The organism is Rhizobacter sp. P5_C2 (genome assembly GCF_054049715.1).
This window is the reverse complement of sequence record NZ_JBFULV010000020.1, coordinates 51,283-77,356: the sequence shown is the minus strand read 5'-3', so window position 1 is coordinate 77,356 and position 26,074 is coordinate 51,283. Positions and strand designations below refer to the sequence as shown.

Genomic DNA, 26,074 nt, shown 5'->3' with positions numbered 1-26,074 from the left:
GCGCCGCACTTACTTTGACGCAACAGGATCTTCACGATGAGCATGCCAAGCCAACGCCCCGGACTCGCCACGGCGACAAGCGCACTGCTGTGCGCCATGGTGCTGTCTGCCTGCGGCGGAGGCCGTGATTCGGGCACCGCTGCAGCACCGGTCGGGTCAGCGCCCGCGCCTGCGCCCGCACCTTCGATCACGACAGCCCTCGGCAAGCCCGGCCGGCTCCTCGTGGGCCTCGGCGCGGCCAGTACTTTCGCGGACATGAAGGCCCAGCAGATCGCTCCGGACATCATCGATACCTATCTCGTGGCGGTCACGGGTTTCAACTCCGGCGGCGGCAACGCATGGCCTCAATGGCAATACAACTATCCGGACGGTGGCGTCATAACGGTCTTCTCCAACGACGTCGCGGCCATGGGCGCCGTGCCGATGTTCACCCTGTTCCAGATGCCTTCCCTGCGGGGTGGCGACGTCACCGTCATCAACGACGCGCCGTTCATGGCCGCCTACTGGGCGCAAGTCAAGTTGATGTACCAGAAGATCGCCGAGACCGGCCGTCCCACCCTGGTCAACCTCGAGCCTGACTTCTGGGGCTTCGCCCAGGGCGGTGCACCCGGCGGCGACCCGGCGAAGTTGCCGGCGCGCGTGAGCACGGTGCCGGAATGCGCCAGCCAACCGGATACGGCCGTCGGCGTCGTCGGTTGCCTGTTGACGCTCGGGCGGACGTACGCGCCCAAGGCGAGGATGGGCTTCCCCCCGTCGTTGTGGTCGGGCGATCCAGACGCCACCGGCACCTTCATGGCCAAACTCGGTGCAGACAAGGCCGACTTCATCGTGGCGCAGACGAGCGATCGCGATGCAGGTTGCTTTGAAGACCCGAACCCCGTGCCAAATTGTGCGAATCGCGGCCCCGGCCCGTTCTACCTGGACGAGAACAACGTCACCACACCGAATTTCAACCAGGGCATCAACGATTGGAGCATCGTGCGCAGCCACCTGGGCGGCCTGCCGATCCTGTACTGGCAGACCCCCATGGGCGTGCCCTCGACGACCCCCGGCGGAACGCCGAAGCACTATCGGGACAACCACGTCCAGTACATGCTGACGCATCCAACGCAGTACGCGGGCAACGGCACATTCGCGATCGTCTTCAGTCCCGGGGACGACACGTCGGCGGACATCACGAACGACGGCGGCCAGTTCGCGCGCCTGTCCAAGGCCTACCTGGCCAACCCCGCTCCGTTTCCCCGCTGAACTCAACGAGGGAGAACAAGGACGTGAACGTGTCGAAGACATTCCCGGAACGCACCGACCTCGGTCAATTGCCCGATCCCGCACGGCGTGCGCTCTCTCTGGGGCTGGGCCTGCTCCCGATGTTCCCGCTGCTGTCCGGATGTGGCGCGGGCGCCGAGGACACCGGCCAGTCCGCGCAGGCTCGAGGCCAGGGGCCAAGCCCGTCCGCGAGCGTCCCCGGCTCGGTGAGCGGCGTCTTCCGTCACCCGGGACTGCTGGTCACCGATGACGACTTCGCTCGCATCCGCGAGCACATCAAGGCCGGCCAGCAGCCGTGGACCGGCTGGTGGAACAAGCTGTGCGCCGACCGCGCCGCCAGCCTGGATGGCAAGCCCAATCCGCTCGCCGGTGTCTATCGCGCCGACAGCAGCAAGTTCGCGATGTACCGCGACATCCAGCGCGCCTGGTGCCTGGCGCTGCGCTGGCGGCTGTCGGACGACACGCGCTATGCCGACAAGGCGGTGGAAACACTGGATGCGTGGGCGAACACGCTGAAGGTGATCGGGACCGTGCCCGAGGGCTCGACCGCCCATGACGACCACACCTTCATCCTGCTGGCCGGCATGCAGGGCCATCAATGGGCCCAGGCCGGCGAGATCATGCGCGGCTACCCCGGCTGGCCGCCCGAGCGCCTGGCGCGCTTCCAGGAGATGCTCACGAGCGTCTTCGTCGGCATCTCGTCGCGATTCCTCAGCGGGGCGCACCCGGGTTCCCACGCCAACTGGGACATGGCCTCGTTGTGCGGCACGCTGGCCATCGGGGTGTTCTGCGACCGGCCCGACCTGTACCGGCAGGCCTGCGACTACTACGCGGCGAACAACCGCGGCAAGCTGACGATGTTCGGCAATGGCTCCATCGTGCACGCCGTCTACTTCATGCACCCGGGTCACTTCGGGCAATGGCAAGAGAGCGGCCGCGACCAGGGCCACTCGACGCTGGGCATGTCGCTGGGTGGCGACCTGCTGGAGATGGCCTGGAGCCAGGGCGACGACCTCTACGGGCTGTACGACAACCGCTTCCTCGCGGGAGCCGAATACGTGGCCCGCTCCAACCTGCTGGACGAGAACGGCAACACGTACCCGATGCCGTATGCACGCGAGCAGAACCCGCCGGAACCCCACACGTCGCTGTGGACGGAAGTGAACCAGTCGTTCCAGCACAAGCGGAACGCCTGGGAGCCCATCTACAACCACTATGTGAATCGAATGGGCCTGGCAGCGCCCAACGTCGCGCGCATGGTGCCGCTGTGCGAGCCGAACTATGGGTCCAGCGGTGGCGACGACGTGGTGTTCCCGACCCTCATCCACCGCCGCCCGGCCTATGCAGGGCCGATGAAGCCGCCGTCCGGCCTGACCGCCCCTGTGCGCGATGGTCGCGCGGTGCTGTCGTGGTGGGGCAGCGTCGGCGCGACGTCCTATGTGGTCAGGCGAAGCGCGAGTGCCGATGGGCCCTTCACCGAACTGGCCACGGTCGCGGCCGACGAACTGCTCACCCACACCGACGCCGCGCCCAGGAGCATCTGGTTCTACCAGGTCACCGCCCTGGGCAGCGGCGGCGCAAGCGCCAGCTCGGGCTCGGTTCGGGCCTCGGTGTCCGGCGAGACGCGCTTGTCGATGCCGCTGAACGGCATGAACGGCACCGGCACCGCCGGTACGCTGCTGACCCCGGCCGGCAGCAGAACCACCATCGAGGGCACGTTGCTGGACGGGGCGACCTGGGGCGAGGGACGCCGGAACGACAAGGCCGTGGCGTTCGACGGCAAGGCGGCCGGCCTGCAACTGCCGCCGGGGATCTTCAGCGGCCTGGACGATTTCACCGTGTCGCTGTGGGCCTATGCGAATTCGCTGCGCTGGGACAGCTGCCTGTTCTTCGCCGGGCACGACGGCTTCTCCTACATGCGGATCGCGCCCAAGGCCGGCCAGGGGCTGCGTTTCGGGATCTGCGGCGCGGGACACAACGACGAGCAGGCCGTGGAAGCGCCGGGCTTCCTGCCCATCCGGCGCTGGGTCCATGTGGCGGTCACGCTGCAGGGCAGCACCGGGCGGCTCTACGTCGACGGCACCGAGGTGGCGAGCTCGGACGCCATCCTGTTGTCGCCGCGGCAGGTCGGCGACCAGGTGGCCTTCCTGGGGCGCAACTGGGGGCATCCGTCGTTCGACGGCCGAATCCAGGACTTCCGCGTCCAAGCGGGCGCGCTGAGTGCCGCAGAGGTCGCGGCGCTGATGCAGTGACCGTGCGCAGGAGTGTCGATGGCCGCACCGCCGGGTTGCGGCTGACGCTCAATACTTGCGGTTCGGGAACTCCTTGGCCGCGACCTCCTGCGGGAACACACCCTCGTTCGTCTTGATCCAGCGAGGCAGTGTTTCACCGGCCGCCGCCTTCTTGGCGGCCTCCATCAGCTGCGGACCGAGCAGCGGGCTGCATTCGACCGACACGTTCATCTTGCCGGCCATCATGGCTTCGAAGGCGCCCTTCACCGCGTCGACCCCGATGACGAGGATGTCCTTGCCCGGCTTCAGTCCCGTCTCTTCGATGGCCTGGATGGCGCCGATCGCCATGTCGTCGTTGTGTGCGTAGAGGACATGGATCTTCTTGCCTTCCGCCTTCAGGAAAGCCTCCATCACCTCCTTGCCCTTCGAGCGCGTGAAGTCGCCCGTCTGCGACCGGACGACCTTGTAGCGCGGGTTCGTCTTGATCACTTCCTCGAAGCCCTTCTTGCGGTCGTTCGCGGGGTCGGAGCCGACGGTGCCCTGCAGCTCGACGATGTTGACGTCGCCCTGCGTGTCCTTGGTGTGGTCCAGCAGCCAGCGGGCGGCGCGTCGGCCTTCCTCGACGAAGTCCGAGCCGACGAACGAGGCCCAGGTCGTCGGGTCCTTGACCTCGACATTGCGGCTCTCGAGGATGACCGGAATCTTCGCGGCCTTCGCTTCCTTCAGCACCGTGTCCCAGCCGGTCGTCACCAGCGGCGCGAGGATGATCACGTCGACCTTCTGCGCGATGAAGGCCCGGATCGCCTTGATCTGGTTCTCCTGCTTCTGCTGCCCGTCGGAGAACTTCAGCTCGACGCCGGCGGCCTTCGCCGCGGACTTCACCGATTCGGTGTTCGCCGTGCGCCATTCGCTCTCTGCGCCGGTCTGCGCGAAACCGATCACCAGCCGCTTGCCGGCGGCAGCACCCAAGCCGGGAACCAGCGACACCCCCGCCGCGGCGAGCAGGGTGGCGACCAGCGTTCTCTTGTTCATCTGCATGATGTCTCCTTCCGATGGAACAGAACAGGCCGGCATGGCGGAGTGCCACCCGGGTCCGAGTGATGCCGCGGCCTTCAGCCGGGGTACCAGACCTGGCGCGGGTCGTCGACGGCGCGGCGATGCGACCACGCGGTCTCGACCAGCCTGGCCATGTCGTACGTCGGTCGCCAGCCGAGCAGGAACCTGGCCTTGGTGTTGTCGAGCCAGGTCGAGTGGTACGGCGTCTTGACGGGCACCAGCGGCACGCCCCGCGTGCGCGCGAGGTAGTCGCCCAGCACGCCGTAGTCGACCGGCTCGTCCATCGCGATGTTCATCAGTTGCTGCCGCGCCCGGGGGTGATCGACCGCGATGCAGATGGCGTCGACCAGGTCGTCCACATGCACGAAATTGCGCTGCACCGGCACGCCTGCCTCGTCGAGCATCACCGGAACCGCGCCGCTGGCGACATGGGCGGCGGCCGCTTCGGCGCCGACCAGCTCGCACCAGCGCGGCCCACCGAACACATCGGGGCCGAAGGACAACTGGAACCTGAAGTCGTCCTTCTCCATGATCCACGGTGCGCGCAGGCAGCAGCCGTTGAGGCCGTACTGGACGAAGTACTGCTGCAGCATCACTTCTTCGAGCACCTTCGACAAGGCATAGCAGCCGGGGTAGGCGCTGTGGGGCTGCGTCTCGACGACGGGCACCGGGTGCGGATAGAAGAAATGACCGACGCCTGCATCGCCACCGACGAGCAGGAATTGTTCGAAGCTGGCGCTGCTGCGGCAGGCTTCGAGCAACCAGAACATGCCCTTCACGGCCACGTCCATCACGTCGTCAGGCGTTTCCTTGCTGGTGGCCAGGTGCAGCACATGGGTCACGCCGTCCAGCGCGCGGTCGACGTCGACGCGGTTCTGGATCGAGCCCTGCACGCATTCGAGGCGATCGTGCGCGTCGAGTGGCCGTCGATGCGTGAAGGCGCGAAACACGAAGCGGTCGAACGCCGGGTCGTGCAGCGCGCGCGCGAGAAAGGCCTGCCCCACCTTGCCGGCCGCGCCCGTCACGAGCATGCGGCCCCTGCCCTCACCGGTTCGCTTCATGAATGCAGCTCCTCATCGGTGGCCATCGCCGCCCTCAATCGCGTCTGCGTCGGCGGCAGTCCCAGCTTGTCCGCATGGGACAGCAGCAGGCCGATGCGCGCCTGCTTCTTCGACGCGTGGTTCTGCGCGATGTCGGCCAGCCGGTGGGCCAGGAACGGATTGAGCAGGCGATCGCGAAGCACGATGAGGTAGTCGCGCGCGTCGCGGCCTTCGCCGAGGGCGTCGAACACCGGCATCACCTCGTCGCGCCAGACCGCTTCCAGCTCGGCGCGCAACAGCGCATCGCCCAGGGCCTGCAGGACGGTTTCATCGCGCGGCCGCCCGCCGGCCAGCCAGCGTTCGGCGAGAAACGTGTGGCCGAGGTTCAGCAGCATCAGCTTCAATCGCTCGAAGCGCCCCAGTTCGTCGGTCAGGACGATGGCCGGATGCGTGCACGGCAGCACCATGCCGCGCTGCCGCTCGATCGCCCACAGGGCATACGGCTCGGCGACCGCGCCGACCGGAACCAGCGGCTCCGACACGATGCGATCGACCAGCGAGTTGACCCACACGCACTCGTCGTGCAGGTAGTCGATGAAGGACGCCGGCGCCTGCCACGCCTTCGCGAGTTCGCAGACGACCGCGCGCAAGGTGTCGCCGTTCCTCGGCACGAGTTCGCAGGGGAACAGCGACGGGCCGCCACCCGGCTGATGCCGCCAGCGGCGATACAGCAGCACGGCCAGCTTCGCCGGGAAGCTGCGCGGCGCGGCCGTGCCACCGGACAACAGCGACGGCCCATCGGCGGAGTCGAGCGCGTAGCCGCGTTCGCCCGTGTTCGACACGATGACGCGGACGTCCGTGGCGACCGCCTCGACGATCTGCGGCCAATGGGTGTCGGCATGCCAGGCCTGCCGCACCGAGTCGACGCGCACGGTCTCGCACAGCCGGCGTCCGTCGAGCAGGCCGCGCACCTCGACGGGGTAGCCCGCGCCGCCGGCCAGCGCCGCCGTGCGTGCCGTGCTCTGCGCGCTGCCCGTCGTCTGCACGACGGCGATGCCGCCGAGGGCCTCGCCCCGCGCGAGCGCCTGCGACACGAACAGGTCCACGTGCGCCTGCAGGAAGCGACCGGTGCCGAATTGAAGAATGGGCAGCGCCATCGTGCGACCCCTCAGCACTCGACGATGGCCTTGACCACGCCTCGCGACGGGTCGAGCAGCTGCACGAAGTCGGCGGGCAGGTTCGCGAGGGCGAGCCGGTGCGTGTTCAGCGCCTCGTGCGGGATCTGGCCGGCGCGCATCGCGGCGAGCACGGTCTCGAAATCCTCCATCGTGGCGTTGCGGCTGCCCAGCAGGCTCGCCTCGCGCTTGTGGAACTCGGGATCGGCGAAGGCGATGTTGTCGCGCACGACGGAGACCAGCACGTACTTGCCGCCGTGGGCGATGAAGCGAAAGCCGCGTTCCATCGCGCGGGCGTTGCCGGTGGCATCGAACACGACGTCGAAGAAATCGCCGCCGGTCAGCCGCGACAGCTCCGCTTCGTCGCTCGGGCCGATCACCACGCCGGCATGCGCTCCCAGGTGCTCGCAGCAGAAGTCGACGCGATCGCGGCGCGTGTCGAGCGCGGTGACGGTGGCGCCGCGCAGGACGGCGAACGTCAGCGCCGCCATGCCGATGGGCCCGGTGCCGACGACCAGCACGCGCTGGCCGGCCTGCACATCGCCCCGCCGCACGGCGTGTGCGCCGATGGCCAGGAACTCGAGCATCGCCGCCTGGTCGAGCGTGACGCCTTCCGCCTTGTGGACGAAGGCCTGCGGAACGCTGATGTACTCGGTGAAGGCCCCGTCGCGGTGGACGCCCAGCACCTGGATGGCCACGCAGCAGTTGGTCTTGCCCTGGCGGCACGCGATGCAGTTGCCGCACGACAGGTAGGGCATCACGAACACCGGGTCGTCGACCGCCAGCGCGCTGCCGGCGGGCGCTTCGGCCACGGTGCCGGAGAACTCGTGGCCCATCACGCGCGGGTATTCGAGATAGGGTTGGTGGCCGGTGAAGATGTGCAGGTCGGTGCCGCACACCCCCACCCGCCGCACCCGCAGCAGCACCTCGCCGTCGCCGCGCAGGGGCATTTCCCTGTCCACGACACGCAAGGTGCCCGGGGTGTCGCAGATGACAGTCAGCATGACGCTCCCTTCGAGTCGCTCAGTACAGGACGTTCTTCGCTTCGGTGGACTCGATGTTCTTCTTGGTCACCATCACCACGCCGGTGTCGCGGAACTTCGGCACGGTCTTGCCCTGGCTCGCTTCCACCGCGGTCTTCACGCCCAGGTGGCCCATCTGGTAGGCGCTTTGCACGGCGATGGCTTCGAGCGTGCCGTCCTTGATGAAGCCCTGCAGGTCGCCGTTGCCGTCGAAGCCGATGGCCACCACCTTGCCTGCCTTGCCCGACTGCACGAGCGCGCGGCCCATGCCGATCGCGGTCGGCTCGTTGGCGCCGAAGAGGCCCTTCAGGTCGGCGTTCGCCGCGAGCACGTCGGTGGTCTGGTTCAGCGCCGTTCCCATCTGCGAGTTCGAATAGAACGGGCCCACGACCTGCAGCTTCGAGTGGGTCTCGATGTACTTGCGGAAGCCCCCGACGCGGCCGATCTCGGAGCCGGAACCTGCCGTGTACGACATGATCGCGATCTTGCCCGTCGTGCCGACCTTGTCGATCAGGGCCTGCGCGCACAGCTCGCCCGCCTTCTTGTTGTCGGTGGCGAGGAAGGACTGGTAGTAGTCCTTGCCCGCGTCGCTGGCCGCGGAGTCGATCAGGATCACCGGGATCTTGGCCTCCCAGGCCTTCTTCATCGCGGGAATCAGCGCATCGGGATCGGACGGCGCGAGCACGATGGCCGCGACCTTGCGGTTCACGGCGTTCTCGACCAGCGCGACCTGGCCGGCGAGATCGGTGTCCGACGCCGCGCCCTGGAAGCTGGCGGTGTAGCCCTTGAGCTCGCCGGCGGCGGCGGTCGATCCCTTCTTCACGTTCTGCCAGAAATCGGAGTTCGCGGTCTTCACGATGACTGCGATCTCCTTGTCGGCAGACGATGCCGCCGAGGCGGCGAACAGGAACGTGGATGCGAACACGGTGGTCAGGATTTTCTTCATGTCAGTCCTCTTGATGAACGAGCTTGTCTCTCTCCGATTCCCGGGCGGTCCTGCCGGTGAGGTGTCATCTGCGATGACGCATCTGGTCGATCCACACGGTGAGCAGGATGACCAGACCGATGATGATTTGCTGCGTGAAGGCGGACACGCCGCCCATGTTCAGGCCGTTGCGCAGGATGCCGATCACGAAGGCGCCGATGACGGTGCCCGATATCGTTCCGACGCCGCCCGACAGCGAGGTGCCGCCGATCACCGCGGCGGCGATCGCGTCGAGCTCGTACATCAGGCCTTCGCTCGGCTGGGCGGTGACCAGGCGCGACATCAGCACGCAGCCCGTCAGCCCCGCGAGCGTTCCCGACAGCACGTAAGCGAAGACGGTGACGCCGCGCACGTCCACGCCCGACAGGCGCGCCGCCTCGGTGTTCGAACCGATGGCATAGATGAAGCGGCCGAGCGTGGTGCGGTTGAGCAGCACCGCCACCGCGACGGCCAGCGCGATCATCAGCAGCACCGGGTAGGGAATGCCCGGGAACACGACGTCCGGGAAGCCATCGGCGCCGATGTTGACGATGCGGCCCAGCGAGCCGTTGCCGAGTGCCGCGAAGCCCTCCCCGAGCCCGCCGATGGCCTTGGCATCGGTGATCTGCAGCGCCACGCCGCGCGCGACCATCATCATGCCCAGCGTCGCGATGAACGGCGGCAGCCTGAGCAAGGTCACGCACAGGCCGTTGACGAGCCCGCACAAGGCCCCCACCGCCAGCCCGCAGAGCATGCCCAGCGGCACCGGCACGCCCGCCTTCACCGCCAGCGCGGCGACGACGCCCGCCAGCGCGAGGATGGCGCCCACCGACAGGTCGATCCCGCCGGTGATGATCACGCAGGTCGCGCCGATGCCGAGGTAGGCGATCGAGGTCACCTGCAGCGCGACCGTCATGCCGTTGCCGACGGAGAAGAACGAATCGCTCACGAACGAGAACACCGCGGTGAGCGCGATCAGGCTCGCGAGCGCCGCGAACTTCTGGAACAGGTCTTTCTGCTTGTCGGTCATGGGGTGCCTGGCCTGGTCATGCGGCCGCGCGTGCCGGCCGGCCCGACGCGAAATGCATGATTTCTTCTTGTGAGGTCTTGCGCGTGTCGAGCGTGCCGGTGATGCGCCCGGCATGGAACACCGCCACGCGATCGGTCATGCCCAGGATTTCGGGCAACTCCGAGCTGATGAGCACCACGCCGATGCCCTGCGCGGCGAGTTCGTCGAGCAGCTGGTAGATGGCGTACTTCGCGCCCACGTCGATGCCGCGCGTCGGCTCGTCGAAGAACAGCACGCGCGAGTCGCGGAACAGCCATTTGGCGATCACGACCTTCTGCTGGTTGCCGCCCGACAGCAGCCGCACCAGCTGGCGCGCGGACGGCGTGCGGATGGCCAGCGAGTCGACGAAGCGCCGGGCGGACGCCTCTTCGTCCCTGAAGCGGATGAAGCCCGCACGACCCGACACCGCCGCCATGTTGGCCATGCTGACGTTGTGCACCAGCGGCATGTCGATCGCGAGGCCGTCGTGCTTGCGGTCTTCCGACAGGTAGGCAATGCCGTGGCGGATCGCGTCCCGCGGCGACCGGATGCGCAGCACCTGGTCGCCCAGCTGCACGGTGCCGGCGTCCGGCAGGTCGGCGCCGAAGACCGCTCGCGCGGCCTCGGTGCGCCCTGCCCCCAGGAGCCCCGCAAAGCCGAGGATTTCGCCGCGCCGCAGCTCGAAGCCGATGCCTTCGAACACCTGCTTGCGCGCCAGGCCGCGTACCGACATCAGCAGCGTGGTCGTCGGCACTCGCGTGGCGGGCGGAAACTTGTCTTCCAGCGGACGGCCGACCATTCGCTCGACGATGCTGTCGACCGTCGTCGCGGCGAAGTCATCGGTGCTCACGTGGCGGCCGTCGCGCAGCACCGTCACGCGGTCGACGATGTGCGCCATCTCGTCGAGCCGATGCGAGATGTAGACCACGCCGACACCGGCGCGCTTGAGCTCGTGGATGACCTTGAAGAGTTGCGCGGTTTCCGTCTCGGTGAGCGACGAGGTGGGCTCGTCCATGATGAGGACTTCCGCATTCAGCGACAGCGCCTTGGCGATCTCGACCATCTGTCGCTGCGCCACCGACAGCGTGTGCACCAGCTGAGCCGGGGCGATGTCCACGCCCAGCCGCTGCAGGCAGGCCGTCGCGCCGGCCTGCAGTTTCGCCCGGTCGATCCACCAGCCGCGGCGCGGCTCGCGGGCCAGGAAGATGTTCTCGGCCACCGACAGGTGGGGCACGAGGTTGAGCTCCTGGTGGATCATCGCGATGCCGGCGGCCTCGGCCTCGCGCGTCGACGCAAAGCGGGTCCGCGTGCCCTTGAACGCGATGTGTCCCTCGTCGGGCTGCAGCTGTCCGCTGACGATCTTCATCAGCGTCGACTTGCCCGCGCCGTTCTCGCCGCACACGGCATGAACTTCGCCGCGGCGCAGCTCGAAGCTCACGCCGTGCAGCGCGGTCACCGCGAGGAAACGCTTGCCGATGCCGTGCAGGCTCAGCAAGGGTTCGGGCGCTGCGCGGCGCGGCGAGTCCACCGTGCCGTCTGACGCTGCGTGAAGCTGCAAGTCGTGTCTCCTGTCGAGTTTTGGTCAAACCACCTTACCAACAATGTTTGATTTGGCCTGACCAAAACTCTGCGGGGAACCTGGGACATTCCCTGAACGTGCCAGTGCGTTACTGCGTCGGAGGCGGCATCAGGCAAACGATGTCGCTATCATGGTCAGGCCAATTTCCCGGACCCGCCATGACCCTCCAGTTGAAGCAGGTGGAGCCCCGCCGGCTCTACCAGCAGATCGCCGACCAGATCCGCGAGCTCATCCAGCAAGGCGGTTTCGACACCGGCACACGGCTGCCGCCGGAGCGCGACCTGGCGCAGCAACTGGGTGTGTCGCGGCCCTCGCTGCGCGAAGCCCTGATCGCGCTCGACGTCGAAGGCAGCGTTGAGATCCGCAGCGGATCCGGCGTGTATGTGTGCCCCCGGGCGGAACGTGCGCCCGAGACGACGGCCGCGCTCGGCGAGAGCCCGAGCGAGCTCATGCAGGCGCGCGCGGCGTTCGAAGGTTCGGTGATCATGCTCGCGTGCGTGCACGGGACCGAGCCGGCGCTGCTGCGCCTGCGCGAGATCGTCAAGGGCATGCGCAGCGAGGTCGCCAAACGCCGCACGCCGATCGACCAGGACCGGCAGTTCCACCTGACCATCGCCGAGATGAGCGGCAACTCGGTGATGGTGCGGATCGTGGCGGAGCTGTTCGACGAACGTCACAGCCCCATCTCGGCCAAGATCAGCTCACGCTACGAGAACGCCCGTACGTGGAACCTTGCGCTGAAGGAGCACGAGGCCATTCTTCGCGCCATCGAAGCGCGCGACCCCCTGGCGGCGCAGTCCGCGATGCACATGCACCTCAAGCTGTCAGAGGAACGCTGGGTCGGTGCTGACGGCGGAGCTTGAGGCCGCCGAATTTCGTCGCTCTGGCGCAATTTGCGGCACTTGCGGACCCGATTCGGCGTCTTCCGATTCACGTTGATTTGCATCCTGTTGCATGGCGTCTCGCTGCGCCAACGCCCCGCGCGGCTTCCGTCGACTCCGCAAGTTTCGTCAGTTTTCCTGACATCGCGACCCAGACACTGGCGCCGAAATCGAGGGTGCCGCATGTCGACTGACATGCGCGTGCCGCACTGACTTTGACGCAACAGGATCTTCACGATGAGCATGCCGAGCCAACGCCCCAAACGCCCCAACCGTGCCACTGCGACAAGCACACTGCTGTGCGCCATGGTGCTGTCTGCCTGCGGAGGCCATGACTCGGACACCGCGGCCGCACCGGTTGGGTCGGCACCCTCGCCTGCACCTGCACCTGCACCTGCACCTGCACCTGCACCTGCGCCTGCGCCTGCACCTGCACCTGCACCTGCACCTGCACCTGCGCCTGCGCCTGCGCCTGCGCCTGCGCCTGCGCCTGCGCCTGCGCCTGCGCCGGCACCAGCCCAGGCCACCTCCTGGAAGAGCGTGAAGTTCGGCGGTGGCGGCTACGTCACCGGCCTCGTCTTCCATCCGGGCACCGCCAACCTGCTGTACGCGCGCACCGACGTCGGTGGCGCCTACCGCTGGAACCAGGGCGCGTCGTCCTGGACGCCCATCACCGACGGCCTGGGCTTCGGCGGAGGCGAGGAACGGTTCCACGGCATCGAAAGCATCGCCGTCGATCCGAACAACGACAAGCTCGTCTACCTGGCCGCCGGCATGTACACGTTCGGGGGCAACGGCCGCCTGTACATCTCCAGCGACCGCGGTGACCACTGGACTCACGTCGACCTGCCCTTTCCCCTGGCGGGCAACAGCCCCGGCCGGGCCATCGGCGAACGCCTGACGGTCGACCCCAACAAGCCTTCGACGCTGTTCTACGGCACGCGCACGGCCGGCCTGTGGAAGAGCACGGACTCGGGCCTCACCTGGGCCCAGGTCGCGTCGCTGTCGAGCGCCAGGTTGACCCAGGATCAGGTCAATACCCTGAGCGTCGGCAGCGCGATGGGCGTCGAACTGGTGGTGCTCGACACCGGCACCAAGGGCAGCGGTTCGGCCACGCAGACGATCTACGCGGCCATCGCCCCGGACTACGTCAGCACGGCGGGCCTGGGCTCGAATCTCTACAAGTCCAGCAACGGCGGCGCTTCGTGGACCGCGGTGTCGACCCCGATCTCCGGCTACCACATTCCGCACATGGTGCGCGCTGCGGACGGCATGTTCTATGTTGTCTTCACCAAGGATCCAGGGCCGGGCGCCGCGGGTCCCGCCCAGCTCTACAAGTTCGACGGCACCAACTGGACCTTGCTGAAGGACCCCAACAACGGCGGAACAGGGACGGGCCTGGGCCTTGGCGGCCTGTCCGTCTCCGGCACCGGCGCGAGCACCCGCATTGCACTGGGTGTGACCAACTCCTGGGGCAACTACAGCGGCCAGCAGGTCATTCAGTGGTCCGCCGACGCCGGCAAGACCTGGCGCGAGATCGCGGCGACCATGCCGCGTACGCCGGCCGACGGCGCCTTCTGGGGATGGCCCGATGACGTCGAGATCGATCCGCTCAACCCCGACCGCGTTCTGCACGTCCATGGCGGCGGCGCCTGGGAAACCCGCAACGCTTCCTCGTCAACGCCGAGCTGGAACGAGGTCGTCGAGGGGATGGAGGAGACTGCCGTCCTGAGCCTCGCCACGCCGCCGGCCGAGGCAACGTACACCGTGATCAACAGTTCGGGCGACGTCGGCCCCTGGGTGCACGCGGATCTCGCGACGAAGCCGACCCTGACGCCGGGCACCAGTTGGAGCAACGGCTTCGCCGCCGACATGGCGTGGTCCGACCCGCTCTACATCGCCAGCATGGGCGTCGTCCTCGGCACCGGTACCGCCTTCGGCGTCTGGTCCGGCGACGGTGGCAAGACCTGGACGCCGTTCGCCACCCTCGCTCCCGGTGCCGCGGCCAACACGAACGGCGAAGCAAGCATCGCCGTCACCGCGCGCAACAAGGCGGTCTGGGCGCCCGCGTACTCGGTGCCGTCCTACACCACGGACAACGGCGCCACCTGGGTCCCGACCAATCTGCCGCCGGTCTCCGACATCTACCCCCGCGCCTACCATCTGGCCGCAGATCGCAAGAACCCGAACAAGGTCTATGCCTACGATTCAGGCGCCAATTGGTGGGGCACGCCGGGCAAGGTCTACGTGTCGACGAATGGCGGCCACACGTTCACGCTGAGCCAGAGCTCGGTGACCGCTGGCCTGGCCCCCAACTACTTCGCGAACACCTCGCTCGTGGTCAACCCCAACACCGAGGGCGACCTCTGGCTGGCCGACGGCAACGCCGTGTACCACTCGGTGGATTCAGGATCGACCTGGACGAAGCTGAGCCAGTTTGCGTCGATCACGGGCAGCAACGCGTGGCCCGACGTGCAGGGCGCCACCGCGGTGGCGCTGGGCAAGGCCAAGGCCGGCGCTGCGTACTCGGCTGCGGTCTACGTGGTGGGCGTGGTCAACGGCGTGTGGGGCGTCTACCGCTCCGACGACGGCGGCGCCACCTGGTCGCGCTTCAACGACGACGCGCACCAGTTCGGCGGCATCGGCGCGATGGCGGCCGACCAGAAGGTCCATGGCCGGATCTACCTCAGCGGCACCGGCCGGGGCTTTCTGTACAGCAACTGAGCCCGGTCCGCTCCGCTGGTCAGAAGCTGGCCCAGTCGTCGGTGCCGGTGCGCGCCACCGTCACCGCGGCGGCCGGCCCGACGGGGTGTCCCACCGCGGGACTCTTCGGCTCCGACTTCGTCTTGCCGACGTCGGGGCTAGCGACGTTCGTCGCATGCGCCGGCCCGCGGCGCTCGGTGGGGTTGCGCGCGACGTCGTCCTGGCCGGGGCTTGCCCGATGTTCCGCGCCGCCGGCCGGCAGCTTGAAGACGGCCACGGCCTGCACCGCGAAACGCCCACGCTCTGCTCGCTGCTGGCGGCGCTGATCTCGCTGACGATGTCGGTCACCCGCTTGATGGAGCTGACCACCTCGGTCATCGTGACGCCGGCCTGACCGACGAGCGTCGTGCCTTGCTCGACGCGCTCGACGCTGGCGTTGATCAGGCTCTTGATCTCCTTGGCCGCCTCGGCCGAACGGCCGGCCAGGCTGACGGTGGAGCCGAGCTCTTCCATCGAAGCGGCCGCCTGTTCGAGTGCCGAGGCCTGCTCACGGCGAAAAACGACACGTGAGACGCAGCAAAACCAAGGAAGCCCAAAGAAAACAAGGCTTCCGCAACATTTCCTGATGGTAAAGTTTTGTACAAATTCAGTCGCCGAATGGCGATTCGCGGGGCGGGAGGAGACCAGAGGATGTTTGCAGCAGCGGCGCAAGCCCGAGTGGATTGGCACGTCTTGTTCCGCAGCACGGACGACGGCGCAGGCGGGAGGTGGGCGACGTACAGGCGGGCTGTCAAGTTCTTCTGGCGCTTTGCGCTGCGCAAGGCCGGCGTCCAGATCTGCCGGGTTTCCTTGCATCGCCTCAAGCTGGAGCACGGCGCGTACTACCCGATCGAAGTGAGCCTGCGGCCCTTGCGGCCGTACCTCTGCGATGGCCTGAGCGTGTCCGACCGCGCAGCCTGCGTCGTGTCCCATTTCAGCTGGTTGCACGCAACGCTCCGGCCGGAAACCTGCCAGGCGCTGTGGCAACGACAGTGCCTGCTGCTTCCGCTGGCGGCCGAGACCTGCACCGACGTCTCGCTCGTGCTGCGGCAGTCGGCTTCGCAAAGCCGCGAAGGCGAGCTCAGCTTCGACCTGCTGTTCCAGGGCCAGCGCCTGGTGTCGACCAACTTCAGCATCGTCGGCGCCCGCGCGGCCGGCATCGCCGGCGAGGAGCGCAGCGTCGCCCTCATCGCCGGTTTCCAAGGGGTGCGCGGGACCGAGGCGCTGATGCGCGAACTGGGCACGCAACTGCACCGCCTGCGGCCGTCGTCGCTGCTGCTGTGTGCATTGCAAGGCGTGTGCGCGGGCTGGGACCTTCCGGCGCCGGTCACCGTCGCCCAGCAATCGCACGTGTCGTCACGCTATGCCCGGCGGCGGCGCATCCAGCTCGACTACGACAGCGTCTGGTCCGAGGCCGGCGCGGACCGCCTCGGCCCGCGCCATTGGAAACTGCCGGGAATGCCGCAGGTCCGGCCGGACAGCGAGGTGGCATCCAAGCACCGCGCCCAGCACCGCCGCCGCAATGCCACCAAGCTCGCCTTCTTCGAGGCCTGCCGGGAGGCCGCATCGGCCATGAAGCGCAACAGCGTTGCGTCGGCCCCCACGATCGGCTGATGCGACGCCGCTGCACCTCTTAAGCATCGGCCAAGCTCGCGGGCCCTACCATCGCGCACGATGCACCTGCTGCTGATCGAAGACGATGTGGACCTGGGCGCGTCGCTGCAGCAAGCCCTGCGCGGCGCTGGATTCACCAGTGAATGGCTGCGCACGGCGTGCGACGCCCACCGCTTCGCCGTGGCCGGCGGCCACCACTGCATCCTGCTCGACCTGGGCTTGCCGGACGGCCACGGCCTCGACCTGTTGCGCGCATGGCGCCGCGAGGGCCTGGCCGTGCCGCTGATCGTCATCACCGCCAGCGACGCGCTGGGCGATCGCCTGGCCGGCCTGGACGAAGGCGCCGACGACTTCATCGTCAAACCCTTCGCCGTGGTCGAGCTGATCGCGCGCGTGCACGCGGTGACGCGGCGTGCCGCCCAGCAGGCGGCTTCGGTGTGGACCATCGGCACGCTGGCCATCGACATGCGCCAGCGCGTCTGCACGGTGGATGGCGAGCCGGCGGGCCTCTCGCTGCGCGAGTTCGACGTGCTCGCTGCGTTGGCGCGCGCCGGTGGCAGCGTGGTGCCCAAGCACCGCCTGGCGCAGTCCCTGGCGCCGCTGGGCGAGCCGCTCGATTTCAACGCCGTCGAGGTCCATGTGCACAACCTGCGGCGCAAGGTCGGCGCGGAGCGCGTGAAAACCGTGCGCGGCATCGGCTACCTGCTGGTCGGGGACCGCGCTTGAGCGCGGCCGCAGCCACCGCGCGCCCACCGCGGCTGCAGCGGCGCGTGCTGGTGGCCATGATGGGCGTGATCGTGCTGCTGTTCCTCGTCTTCTTCGGCTTCATCCTGTGGCAGACGCTCAAGCGCGATTCGGGCGAGCTGGACAGTACCCTGCTGCGCAGGGCGCAGAGCCTGGCACGGGCGCTGGACCTCACGCCCGCCGACGCCAGCGTCAGCGCCGGCGTCGCCGTCCTGCTGAACCTGAGGGACGACGCCGCGGCCAACGATCCGCAGGGCGAGCCGCGGCCCCTGCTGCTGGTGTCGCGCCGCGACGGTGGCCTGCGCCTGCCGGCGGCGCAGCCCGGCGACGCCGACCCGCTGCGCCTGCCCGACGGCCTGTCGGAAACCCTGCATCAAGGTGCCACGCTGCGCAGCTACACCGCCCGTGGCCAGCACTGGACCGTGACCTTGCTCGACGACGACGCGCGGAGCACGCGCTGGGCCGCACGCGAGGCCGGCGTCGAGCTGCTGGGCTACCTGGCGCTGACGCTGCCGTTCATCCTGCTGCCGGTGTGGCTGGCACTGCGCGCGGCACTGGCGCCGCTGCACAGCCTGTCGGAGCAGGTGGCGGTGCGCGCGCCCGCCGACATGAGCCCCATCGTGCTGCCCAAGGGCTACCGCGAGCTGCTGCCGCTGCAGACGGCGTTGAACCGGCTGTTCGAGCGCATGGCGGCCACCTTCGCCCGCGAGAAGGCCTTCGTGCACGATGCCGCGCATGAACTGCGCACGCCGCTGGCCGTCATCAGCACCCAGGCCCATGTGCTGCAGACCAGCGAAGGCCCGGCGCGCCACGAGGCCGCGCGCCACTTGCAGGGCGCGGTGGAGCGTGCCTCGCACCTGGCGCACCAGCTGCTCCGCCTGGCCCAGGCCGACGCCACGGCGCTCGCGCCACGCGAGCCGGTGGACGTGATGAACGTCGCGCGCGACACCCTGGCCGGCATGACCGAGGCGGCGACCGGCCTGGGCAGCGAGCTGTCGCTGAGCGGCCCCGACAACGCCGTGCTGGCCACCGACCCGCGTGCATTGCGCTCGATGCTGGGCAACCTGGTGGACAACGCGCTGCGCTACGGCGGGCACGGCGTGCTGGTGGACGTGAGCATCGACGTGCAGCCCGCGCGCTGGCAACTGCGGGTGGTCGACAACGGCCCGGGCATTCCTGCCGCGCAGCGTGAACAGGTGTTCGAGCGCTTCTGGCGCGGCAAGGCCGGCGACGAACGCGGTGCGGGCCTGGGCCTGGCCATCGTGCGCGAAGCGGCGCGCTCGCTGGGTGGCGACGTCGACTTGCAGGTCGGCCCCGGCGGGCACGGCTGCAGCTTCACCGTCAAGCTCCCTCGAACCTAGGGGCCCGTCTTCAGGAAGCACGAAGGTGGTTGCGGCGAGCATCTCGCCCGTCGTCACTGCTTCTTGTGCTTCATGCCGCTCCTGCGCCACCCACACCGCCTCGCCCTCAGCGCCGTCGCCTTGGCCTGCGTCCCCTCTGCCTGGGCCCAGCTAGCTGAAGCACCTGCCGAGCCCATCCACCTGGAACCCGTCGAGATCCAGGGCCAGCGCGCGCGCAACGCCGCCGGCAAGYAGACGCTGACACGCGAGGAGCTGTCGCGCATCCCCGGCAGCAGCGGCGACCCGATGAAGGCCGTGATGGCCCTGCCCGGCGTGACCACCACCGACGACAGCAGCAGCGCCCCCGCGGTGCGAGGTGCGCGGCCGCAGGACAACGCCTACTACGTCGACTTCCTGCCCGTGGGCTACCTGTTCCACCTGGGCGGCTTCGCCAGCACCTTCCACCCCGACCTGATTCGCCGCTTCGACCTGGCCAGCGCCGCCTGGAGCCCCGAGTACGGCGACGTGGTGGGCGCGGTGTTCGACATCTCGCTGCGCAACCCGCGCAGCGACCGCCTCGGCGGCAAGCTCGACTTCAGCCTGCTGGGGGCCAGCGTGCTGGCCGAAGGGCCCATCGGCGACGGCGTTTCGTTCTTTCTGGCCGGGCGGCGCAGCTGGTTCGACCTGGCCGTCAAGACGGTGGAAGACGAGAAAGAAGGCGTCAGCCTCACCGTGCCCGTGTACCACGACTCGCAGGGCCGGCTGTTGTGGGAGCTGAACCCCGGCCATCGCCTGCGGCTGGATTTCAGCACCGCAAACGACCGCATCGACTTCACCACGAAAGAAGGCTCCAGGGCTGTACAGCGCGACCCGGTGCTGCTGGGGAACAGCAGCATGCGCCAGTCCTACAGCAGCTTCGCCCTCAGCTGGGACGGCGAGTTCGCCCCGTCCACCAGCCACCAGCTCGCGCTGGGCCAGATGGCCACCCGCGATTTCACGCGCATCGGCAGCGCGGGCTTCTACGACGCCGAGGTGGTCACCACCTACCTGCGCGAGCAGCTGCGCCTGGCCTGGACGCCCGAGCACGCCACGACGCTGGGCGCTGCGGTGAACAGCCGCCTCGTCGATCTCGAGCTGGACATCCAGGACCCGCGCTGTACCGAGTTCGACCCCAACTGCGACATCAGCACCGCCGGCCGCGTGGTCTCGCTGCAGAAGACACGCCAGAACCAGGCCGAGGCGTACGCCCATCACCGATGGCGGCTGTCGCCGCAGTGGACGGCCACCGGTGGCTTGCGTGCCAGCCGCGATTTCTACCTGCGGCAGACCTTCACCGAACCGCGCCTGGGACTGGAGTGGAACGTGTTGCCACGCACCCTGGTGTCGGTGGGCACGGGCCGGCACCACCAGCCGCCGCCCATCGAGCAGGCGCTGCGCGACATCGGCAACCCCCAGCTCGCCCACCTGCGCAGCACGCAACACGTGCTGGGCGTGACGCAGGCATTCGACGCAGGTTGGTCGGTGCGTGCCGAGGTCTATCGCAAGACCTTCCAGGGCTATGCGGTCGACGACCCGGCGCTGAACTATCGCAACGGCGGCAGCGGCACGGCCAGCGGTTTCGAGCTGCTGGTGAAGAAGGACGGCAGCGAGAGGCTGACAGGCTTCTTCTCGCTCAGCGTCTCGCAGGCGCGGCGTCGAAACGACCTGACCGGCGAAAGCTTCCGCTTCGACTACGACCAGCCCGTCATCGCCACGCTGGTGGGCCAGTACAAGCAGTCGGACGCCTGGACCTGGGGCGCCAAGTGGAGCTACCACACCGGCTCGCCGTACACGCCGGTGGTGGGCACCGGCGCGTACCCCGACGGGCGCGCCAAGCCGGTCTACGGCGCCATCAATTCGCTGCGCGTACCGGCCTACCACCGGCTGGACCTGCGGCTCGACCGCAAGGTGTCGGACCGCTTCACGTACTACGTCGAGCTGATCAACGCCTACAACCGAAAGAACGTCTCGGGCTACAGCTACAGCCCCGACTACAGGACACGCGAAGAGGTCTACCAGTTGCCGGTGCTGACCTCGTTCGGGATCCAGTACTCGTTCTAGCGCCCGGCGGCGCCGAAGGTCAGGAAGGTCAACATCAGCGACGCGTATTCCGACTGGGCCGACTGGGTCGGGAAGAACGTCGTGGCGATGTTCGTGGCGTAAAAGCCGAAAAGGAAGAAATCGAACATCTCGAGCAGGTTGCCGCTCGTGACTTGCAGCACGGATCGCAACTGCGCGATGCGGGAGCGAACCTTGGGGGGTCGGCGATGGGAATGCTCCGGCTGTCGAGGCTCATGCAGTGGTTCCCGTCGAGTCGTGACCGTGCGCCAGGATCGCCGCAATCCGGGCAGACCCAGGGGTACAGAACCTCGCAGCCGCCACGAGCGAATGTCAAACTCGACGGGCAGTCGCTGTACCCCTTCAACCGCCCTTCGACAACGAGCACGCCATGACTTTCCGATCGCCGGTGATGCGGGACCTCTTCCACTGTCTTGTTTCGTTCACTGCCTCACTCACCGTCTCGCTCGTCGCGTCGCTGCCTGCCGCCGCGGCGGACAACAGCGGCTCCAAACCGCCGATCGTGCTCGGGGTGACCGGTGAACTCAGCGGGCTGGCCGTCGGCGTCGAAGGCCTGCAAGGGGCCACGGCGTATTTCGATTCGGTCAACAAGCGTGGTGGCCTGTTCGGTCGCTTGATCGAACTCAAGGCCTACGACGACGGTCGCGACATCAAGCGGGTGGTGCAGAACACCCAGAAGCTGATCGCCGAGGACCATGTCTTCGCCTTGTTCGGCTACCGCAGCACGCCGTCGCTGGAGGCGGCGATCCCGATCCTGTCGAAGGAAGGCGTGCCGATGATCGCGCCGTATTCCGGCGCGCAGTCGGTGCGCTCGCCGCACAACCCGATGGTCTTCCACCTGCGGGCCAGCTACCAGCAGGAGGCGACCAAGCTCATCGACCACCTCGCCACCGAAGGCGTGCGCAAGATCGCGGTCTTCTATCAGGACGACCCGTTCGGCAAGGACGCCTTGTCGGGCATGGAGCAGGCGCTGAAGAAGGCGGGACTCACGGCCATTGCACAAGCCAACTACGATCGCAAGACGCTGAACATAGAGGCCGCGGTCAAGGCGATCGCAGCGGCGGCCCCGGATGCCGTGGTGATGGCCTGCACGCCCAGCGCCTGCGCCGATTTCATCAAGCAGATGAATGCCGCCGGGCGCCGGCCGCAGTTCCTGCTGCTGTCGAACGTGAACTCCAACGAATTCGTCAAGTCGCTGGGCGACCTCGGCCGCGGCGTCGTGATGTCGCAGGTCGTGCCCTATCCCTGGAGCAACACCATCCCGCTGGCACGCGAGTACCAGCAGGCCCTGAAGGATGGCGGCAGCAAGGTGCCGGTGTCGTACGCCAGCTTCGAAGGGTTCATCGCCGCGAAGCTGGTGGTCAACGCGCTGCGCTCGGCCGGATCCGACCCGACGCGCGCGGGCCTCATCGCCGCGTTGGAGAAGATGGACGACGTGGATCTCGGAGGGATGCGGGTGCACTTCTCGAACAAGAGCCACAACGGCTCCAGCTTCGTGGACCTGACGCTGATCAGCCTGAGCGGCACCTACATCCACTAGGCCCGCGGCAACCACACCGCCATCGGCGAAGCCCCCCGGTTCTGCCATGCGAAGTACGGGATCGCGACGACTTCGACGGTGTCGCCGCCGGGCGGCACGTCCGGCTTGCCCGGCGGCACGCGCCGGTACAGCGCGTCGTCCCAGGCCGCAGCGCGCGGCACGATGCGCGCCGTGCCACGCAGGATCACCACCCCGCCCAGCGTGTCCGGCTCGAACCGGCTCTCGAACGCGGCCTGCGTGTCGACGCTCAAGTCCTCGATGCCCGCACCCGGGTGGTCCAGCGCCTCCACGCAGTACAGCAGCGGACCGCGCGTCAGCGCGATGCGCCCCGCGTTCTCGTGCACCCGCGGGTGGCTTTGCCAGCACTGCACGGGCATGGGAAGCGTGAGCTGCACCACGTCGCCGGCCTGCCAGTCGCGGCTGATCGCCGCATAGGCACCAGCCTCGACGGCCTGCAGCACGGCGCGTCCGTTGACCGCGAGGCCAGCGCCGCCGTCGCACCAGCCCGGCACGCGGACGTGCAGCGTGAAGCTGCCCGCCGTGCCGACCTCGATCGCGACGCTGCCGTCCCACGGGTACTGCGTGCGCTGCGCGAGCTGCACCGTGCGTTCGCCCAGCGGAATGCGTGCCGTCCCTTCGATGAAAAGGTTGACCCAGATGGCCTCGGCGCTGGTGCTGTACACGCAGCCCGGCAGACCCGCCACGGTGCGGGCCACGTTGGGCGGACAGCAGGCCACGTCGTACCAGGCCTGTCGGTGGTGCGTGCCGTCGTCTTCCAGCGGGTTGACGTAGAAGTAGTGACTGCCGTCCAGCCCCCAGCCGGGCAGCATGCCGTTGTACAAGGTCCACTCCAGCAGGTCGGCGTGGCGCGCATCGCCGGTCGCGGCCAGCATGCGGTGGTTCCACATCATGCTGCCGATGGCTGCGCAGGTCTCGGTGTAGGCGCGGGCATTCGGCAGCTCGAAATCCTTGCCCAGCGCCTCGCCCTCGTAGCGCGCGCCCATGCCGCCGGAGATGTACATGCGCCGGCGCGTCAGCTGGGTCCACAGCGAGCCGAGCCGGTCGAGCAGCGCCGCGTCCTCGCGCTCCAGCGCCAGGTCGGTGATGCCGCAGGCCATGTAGAGCGCGCGCACCGCGTGGCCGCACAGACAGGTCATGGCACGGATCGGCACGTCGTCCTGGAAGTAGTCCAGCCCCATGCGGCCACCGTGCAGCAGGCCGTGCCCGCGCGCATGGATGAAGAACTCGGCCTGCTCCAGGTAGCGCGGCTCGCCGGTCTCGCGGGCCAGCTCGATCAGCGCCATCTCGATCTCTTCGTGGCCGTCCACCATCACGCGCTTGCCCTCGCCGGCCGGGCCGAACACCTCGCACAGCAGGTCGGCGAAGCGCCGCGCCACGGTCAGCAGCCGCGTGCTGCCGGTGACGCGGTGATGCGCCACCGCCGCCTGGATCAAGTGGCCGCCGCAGTACATCTCGTGCAGGTCGCGCAGGTTGCTCCAGCGCTCGTGCTGGCGCTCCAGGCTGAACCAGGTGTTGATGTAGCCGTCGTCGCCCTGTGCCGCCTCGATCAGCGCGATGGCCGCGTCGATGCGCTCCTGCAGTGCCGGCACCGGCCCGGCGGCCTGCGCCCACGACGCCGCCTCGATCCACTTGTAGACGTCGGAGTCGTTGAAGAAGATGCCGGCATACGGCCCGTCGTGCCGCCCGGTCACGCGCCGGAAGTTGTTCAGCCGGCCGGTGCTCTCCAGCAAGTCGTACTGTGTGGGCAGCGTGACCGCCACGTTGCGCTGCAGGCGCGGCCCCCAGAAGCGGCCCGCCAGCGTGACGGCGGCCACCGCCACCGGCCGCAGCACGGCACCGCGGCTGCGGCTGAAATCGACGACGAATGTCATGAAGCGTTCCCGGTGGACTCGGTGGAGATCGATGGCATCAGGCCTTGACCGCACCCGCGATCAGGCCCTGGATGTAGTAGCGCTGCAGCAGCAGGAACAGCGCCGCGCACGGCACGATGGAGAGCACGATGCCCGCCTGCATCAAGCCCCAGTTGACGGAGCCGAGCTGGCCGCTCTGCGCGTTGATCAGCATCACCGGCAGCGTGAAGGCGCGCGAATCGGAGATCAGGATCAGCGCGGCCAGCAGCTCGTTCCAGGAGCCGAAGAAGGCGAACAACGCGACCGTCGCAAGGCCGGGCCCGACCAGCGGCAGCATCACCCGCAGCAGCAGGCCGAGCGGCGAGCAGCCGTCGAGCACCGCGGCCTCTTCGATGTCCCTCGGGACCGCATCGAACGCATTGCGCATCATGAAGACGGCGAACGGCAGCTGGAAGGTGGTGTAGACCAGCGCCAGGCCGAGCTGCGTGTCCTGCAGGTGCAGCAGCCGCAGCAGCACGAACAGCGGGTTGAGGATGGACTGGAACGGGATCATCAAGGTCGCCAGGATCAGCATGAACAAGGCATGCCGCCCGGGGAACGTGAAGCGCGAGAAGCCGTAGCCGCCCAGCGTCGCGAGCACCAGCGTGAACAGCACCGTCATCGAGGCCACGCCGGCGCTGTTGCCGAGGTAGCGGCCGATGCCCTGGCCGTAGTTCGCCAGGTTGCGGTAGTTCTCGAGCGAGAAGCGGCTGGGCCAGTACAGTGGCGGCGACGCCGACGCTTCGGCCGCGGTCTCGAACGACGTCAGCAGCGACCACAGGATCGGGAACAGGAACATCAGCATCAGCACGCTGCACAGCCCGTAGTACGCGGCCTGCAGGCCGAGCCGGCGCCAGTGGCGGTGGCCGGGCGTGTCGATCGCGGCGTGCGGGCGCATCGAGAGCGGCGCGAGTTCGATCATCGCTCGTCCCTCAGCAGGTACAGCTGCACGGCGGAGAGCACCAGCAGCATCAGCAGCAGCACCACCGACATCGCCGCGCCGTAGCCCAGCTTGAAGTAGGTGAACGAGGCGCGGTAGATCCAGTGCACGACGGTGATCGTGCTGTTGAACGGCCCGCCGCGCGTCATCACGAAGAACTGCTCGAAGGCCAGGAAGGACCCGATGAAGGACATGGTCAGCGCGAGCGCGAAGGTGCGCCGCATCAGCGGGATGGTGATGTGGCGCACCTGGGCCCACCAGCGCGCGCCGTCGAGGCTGGCCGCCTCGTACAGGTCGACCGGGATCGCCTGCATGCCCACCAGCAGGATCACCATCGTGAAGCCGGCCGCCTTCCACAGCACCATCACCACGATGGAGGCCAGCGCGCTGTAGGTGTCGCCGAGCCATTGCACCGGCTCGTCGATCCAGCCGAGATCCATCAGCACGGCGCTGAAGATGCCGACCTGGTCATTGAACAGCCAGGTCCACAGCAGGCTGGCCGTGGTCATGCCGATCACCACCGGCAGGAAATAGGCGGTGCGGAAGATCCCGACGAAGCGCACGCCACGGTGCACCAGCAGCGCCAGTGCAAACGCGAACAGGAAGATCGCCGGCGTGACGACCAGCGTGTACTTCACCGTGAAGAGCACGCTGCCCCAGAAGGACGCATCGTGGAACAGGTCCAGGTAGTTCTTCAGGCCGGTGAAGCTCGGGTGGCCGAGCAGGGGCCAGTTGTTCAGCGACATCCACGCCGTCATCAGCAGCGGGACGATGAAGAACAGCGTCGTCACCGCCAGGCACGGCAGGATGAAGAGCAGGCCGGCGCGCCCGCGGGGAACCCGGAGGCCGAGGAGTGCCAGCATC

22 protein-coding genes and 1 pseudogene are annotated in these 26,074 nt (G+C 68.2%); 11 read left to right on the top strand and 12 right to left on the bottom strand.

Annotated features, from left to right (window positions below):
- Positions 1-36: 36 nt before the first annotated feature.
- Both ACXJLU_RS09915 and ACXJLU_RS09910 read left to right on the top strand, forming a co-directional pair.
- Positions 37-1,248 carry a hypothetical protein gene (locus tag ACXJLU_RS09915; RefSeq protein ID WP_457330364.1) on the top strand — a complete coding sequence of 404 codons (1,212 nt, stop codon included), beginning with the start codon at positions 37-39 and terminating at the stop codon, positions 1,246-1,248.
- Between the two features lie 29 nt (positions 1,249-1,277).
- Positions 1,278-3,518 carry a LamG-like jellyroll fold domain-containing protein gene (locus tag ACXJLU_RS09910; RefSeq protein WP_457330362.1) on the top strand — a complete coding sequence of 747 codons (2,241 nt, stop codon included), beginning with the start codon at positions 1,278-1,280 and terminating at the stop codon, positions 3,516-3,518.
- Between the two features lie 48 nt (positions 3,519-3,566).
- Here ACXJLU_RS09910 and ACXJLU_RS09905 read toward each other — a convergent pair whose 3' ends face one another.
- The 7 genes from ACXJLU_RS09905 to ACXJLU_RS09875 form a co-directional block, all read right to left on the bottom strand.
- Entirely contained in the window at positions 3,567-4,535 is a 969-nt protein-coding gene (locus ACXJLU_RS09905; protein ID WP_457330360.1) for an ABC transporter substrate-binding protein, read from the bottom strand.
- Positions 4,536-4,609: 74 nt separating this feature from the next.
- A complete protein-coding gene (locus ACXJLU_RS09900; protein ID WP_457330358.1) occupies positions 4,610-5,614 on the bottom strand; it encodes an NAD-dependent epimerase/dehydratase family protein in 1,005 nt (334 codons plus the stop codon).
- Complete coding sequence (locus ACXJLU_RS09895; protein WP_457330356.1) at positions 5,611-6,750, bottom strand: mannitol dehydrogenase family protein; 1,140 nt, start codon at positions 6,748-6,750, stop codon at positions 5,611-5,613. The genes ACXJLU_RS09900 and ACXJLU_RS09895 overlap by 4 nt, the downstream gene beginning before the upstream one ends.
- Before the next feature lie 11 nt (positions 6,751-6,761).
- Positions 6,762-7,772: a zinc-binding alcohol dehydrogenase family protein gene (locus ACXJLU_RS09890; RefSeq protein ID WP_457330354.1), complete on the bottom strand. Its 1,011-nt coding sequence runs from the start codon at positions 7,770-7,772 to the stop codon at positions 6,762-6,764.
- A gap of 19 nt (positions 7,773-7,791) precedes the next feature.
- Positions 7,792-8,736 (bottom strand): ABC transporter substrate-binding protein, encoded by a 945-nt coding sequence (locus ACXJLU_RS09885; RefSeq protein WP_457330352.1) that lies wholly within the window; start codon positions 8,734-8,736, stop codon positions 7,792-7,794.
- A 64-nt stretch (positions 8,737-8,800) separates the two neighbouring features.
- The gene (locus ACXJLU_RS09880; RefSeq protein ID WP_457330348.1) at positions 8,801-9,784 is read right to left on the bottom strand and encodes an ABC transporter permease; all 984 of its coding nucleotides are present in this window, start codon (positions 9,782-9,784) and stop codon (positions 8,801-8,803) included.
- Positions 9,785-9,800: 16 nt separating this feature from the next.
- Positions 9,801-11,360: a sugar ABC transporter ATP-binding protein gene (locus ACXJLU_RS09875; protein WP_457330346.1), complete on the bottom strand. Its 1,560-nt coding sequence runs from the start codon at positions 11,358-11,360 to the stop codon at positions 9,801-9,803.
- Between the two features lie 179 nt (positions 11,361-11,539).
- On the opposite strand from ACXJLU_RS09875, the gene ACXJLU_RS09870 reads away from it, so the two are divergent.
- The 4 genes from ACXJLU_RS09870 to ACXJLU_RS09855 all read left to right on the top strand — a co-directional run bounded on the left by ACXJLU_RS09870 (position 11,540) and on the right by ACXJLU_RS09855 (position 15,359).
- Positions 11,540-12,244 carry a FadR/GntR family transcriptional regulator gene (locus ACXJLU_RS09870; RefSeq protein WP_073466085.1) on the top strand — a complete coding sequence of 235 codons (705 nt, stop codon included), beginning with the start codon at positions 11,540-11,542 and terminating at the stop codon, positions 12,242-12,244.
- A gap of 349 nt (positions 12,245-12,593) precedes the next feature.
- Positions 12,594-12,806, top strand: coding sequence for a hypothetical protein (locus ACXJLU_RS09865; RefSeq protein ID WP_457330344.1), 213 nt, complete (start codon positions 12,594-12,596; stop codon positions 12,804-12,806).
- Entirely contained in the window at positions 12,803-14,986 is a 2,184-nt protein-coding gene (locus tag ACXJLU_RS09860; protein ID WP_457330343.1) for a dockerin, read from the top strand. Before ACXJLU_RS09865 ends, ACXJLU_RS09860 begins: the two co-directional genes overlap by 4 nt.
- Before the next feature lie 154 nt (positions 14,987-15,140).
- The gene (locus ACXJLU_RS09855) at positions 15,141-15,359 is read left to right on the top strand and encodes a hypothetical protein (protein WP_457330378.1); all 219 of its coding nucleotides are present in this window, start codon (positions 15,141-15,143) and stop codon (positions 15,357-15,359) included.
- Here the strand turns inward: ACXJLU_RS09855 and ACXJLU_RS09850 are convergent.
- Positions 15,251-15,514: pseudogene (locus ACXJLU_RS09850) on the bottom strand (methyl-accepting chemotaxis protein); the annotation flags it as partial. The gene ACXJLU_RS09855 and the pseudogene ACXJLU_RS09850 overlap by 109 nt on opposite strands.
- A 183-nt stretch (positions 15,515-15,697) precedes the next feature.
- Between ACXJLU_RS09850 and ACXJLU_RS09845 the strand changes: the two are divergent.
- The 4 genes from ACXJLU_RS09845 (at position 15,698) to ACXJLU_RS09830 (ending at position 20,802) form a co-directional block, all read left to right on the top strand.
- Positions 15,698-16,618, top strand: a complete 921-nt coding sequence (locus ACXJLU_RS09845) for a DUF535 family protein (RefSeq protein WP_457330341.1) — start codon at positions 15,698-15,700, stop codon at positions 16,616-16,618.
- 60 nt (positions 16,619-16,678) lie between these two features.
- Entirely contained in the window at positions 16,679-17,344 is a 666-nt protein-coding gene (locus ACXJLU_RS09840) for a response regulator (RefSeq protein ID WP_457330339.1), read from the top strand.
- Positions 17,341-18,723 (top strand): sensor histidine kinase, encoded by a 1,383-nt coding sequence (locus ACXJLU_RS09835; protein WP_457330337.1) that lies wholly within the window; start codon positions 17,341-17,343, stop codon positions 18,721-18,723. Before ACXJLU_RS09840 ends, ACXJLU_RS09835 begins: the two co-directional genes overlap by 4 nt.
- A 120-nt stretch (positions 18,724-18,843) precedes the next feature.
- Positions 18,844-20,802, top strand: coding sequence for a TonB-dependent receptor plug domain-containing protein (locus ACXJLU_RS09830; protein WP_457330335.1), 1,959 nt, complete (start codon positions 18,844-18,846; stop codon positions 20,800-20,802).
- On the opposite strand, the gene ACXJLU_RS09825 is transcribed toward ACXJLU_RS09830, so the two are convergent.
- A complete protein-coding gene (locus tag ACXJLU_RS09825) occupies positions 20,799-20,972 on the bottom strand; it encodes a hypothetical protein (protein WP_457330376.1) in 174 nt (57 codons plus the stop codon). The two genes, ACXJLU_RS09830 and ACXJLU_RS09825, sit on opposite strands and share 4 nt — an antisense overlap.
- 218 nt (positions 20,973-21,190) lie before the next feature.
- Between ACXJLU_RS09825 and ACXJLU_RS09820 the strand changes: the two genes are divergently transcribed.
- Positions 21,191-22,360 carry an ABC transporter substrate-binding protein gene (locus ACXJLU_RS09820; protein WP_457330333.1) on the top strand — a complete coding sequence of 390 codons (1,170 nt, stop codon included), beginning with the start codon at positions 21,191-21,193 and terminating at the stop codon, positions 22,358-22,360.
- Here the strand turns inward: ACXJLU_RS09820 and ACXJLU_RS09815 are convergent.
- The 3 genes from ACXJLU_RS09815 to ACXJLU_RS09805 are packed head-to-tail and all read right to left on the bottom strand — an operon-like array spanning position 22,357 to position 26,073.
- A complete protein-coding gene (locus ACXJLU_RS09815; RefSeq protein WP_457330331.1) occupies positions 22,357-24,252 on the bottom strand; it encodes a glycoside hydrolase family 127 protein in 1,896 nt (631 codons plus the stop codon). The two genes, ACXJLU_RS09820 and ACXJLU_RS09815, sit on opposite strands and share 4 nt — an antisense overlap.
- A gap of 37 nt (positions 24,253-24,289) precedes the next feature.
- A complete protein-coding gene (locus tag ACXJLU_RS09810) occupies positions 24,290-25,192 on the bottom strand; it encodes a carbohydrate ABC transporter permease (protein ID WP_457330329.1) in 903 nt (300 codons plus the stop codon).
- On the bottom strand, positions 25,189-26,073 hold the full coding sequence (locus ACXJLU_RS09805; RefSeq protein ID WP_457330327.1) for a carbohydrate ABC transporter permease: 885 nt from the start codon (positions 26,071-26,073) through the stop codon (positions 25,189-25,191). Before ACXJLU_RS09805 ends, ACXJLU_RS09810 begins: the two co-directional genes overlap by 4 nt.
- Position 26,074 lies beyond the last annotated feature (1 nt).

Bases quoted from the DNA above. Each gene is read 5' to 3' on its own strand.
- ACXJLU_RS09915 (WP_457330364.1), top strand. From the start codon at position 37: ATGAGCATGCCAAGCCAACGCCCCGGACTCGCCACGGCGACAAGCGCA.
- ACXJLU_RS09905 (WP_457330360.1), bottom strand. From the start codon at position 4,535: ATGCAGATGAACAAGAGAACGCTGGTCGCCACCCTGCTCGCCGCGGCG.
- ACXJLU_RS09900 (WP_457330358.1), bottom strand. From the start codon at position 5,614: ATGAAGCGAACCGGTGAGGGCAGGGGCCGCATGCTCGTGACGGGCGCG.
- ACXJLU_RS09895 (WP_457330356.1), bottom strand. From the start codon at position 6,750: ATGGCGCTGCCCATTCTTCAATTCGGCACCGGTCGCTTCCTGCAGGCG.
- ACXJLU_RS09890 (WP_457330354.1), bottom strand. From the start codon at position 7,772: ATGCTGACTGTCATCTGCGACACCCCGGGCACCTTGCGTGTCGTGGAC.
- ACXJLU_RS09885 (WP_457330352.1), bottom strand. From the start codon at position 8,736: ATGAAGAAAATCCTGACCACCGTGTTCGCATCCACGTTCCTGTTCGCC.
- ACXJLU_RS09880 (WP_457330348.1), bottom strand. From the start codon at position 9,784: ATGACCGACAAGCAGAAAGACCTGTTCCAGAAGTTCGCGGCGCTCGCG.
- ACXJLU_RS09870 (WP_073466085.1), top strand. From the start codon at position 11,540: ATGACCCTCCAGTTGAAGCAGGTGGAGCCCCGCCGGCTCTACCAGCAG.
- ACXJLU_RS09865 (WP_457330344.1), top strand. From the start codon at position 12,594: ATGACTCGGACACCGCGGCCGCACCGGTTGGGTCGGCACCCTCGCCTG.
- ACXJLU_RS09855 (WP_457330378.1), top strand. From the start codon at position 15,141: ATGCGCCGGCCCGCGGCGCTCGGTGGGGTTGCGCGCGACGTCGTCCTG.
- ACXJLU_RS09840 (WP_457330339.1), top strand. From the start codon at position 16,679: ATGCACCTGCTGCTGATCGAAGACGATGTGGACCTGGGCGCGTCGCTG.
- ACXJLU_RS09820 (WP_457330333.1), top strand. From the start codon at position 21,191: ATGACTTTCCGATCGCCGGTGATGCGGGACCTCTTCCACTGTCTTGTT.
- ACXJLU_RS09815 (WP_457330331.1), bottom strand. From the start codon at position 24,252: ATGACATTCGTCGTCGATTTCAGCCGCAGCCGCGGTGCCGTGCTGCGG.
- ACXJLU_RS09810 (WP_457330329.1), bottom strand. From the start codon at position 25,192: ATGATCGAACTCGCGCCGCTCTCGATGCGCCCGCACGCCGCGATCGAC.
- ACXJLU_RS09805 (WP_457330327.1), bottom strand. From the start codon at position 26,073: ATGCTGGCACTCCTCGGCCTCCGGGTTCCCCGCGGGCGCGCCGGCCTG.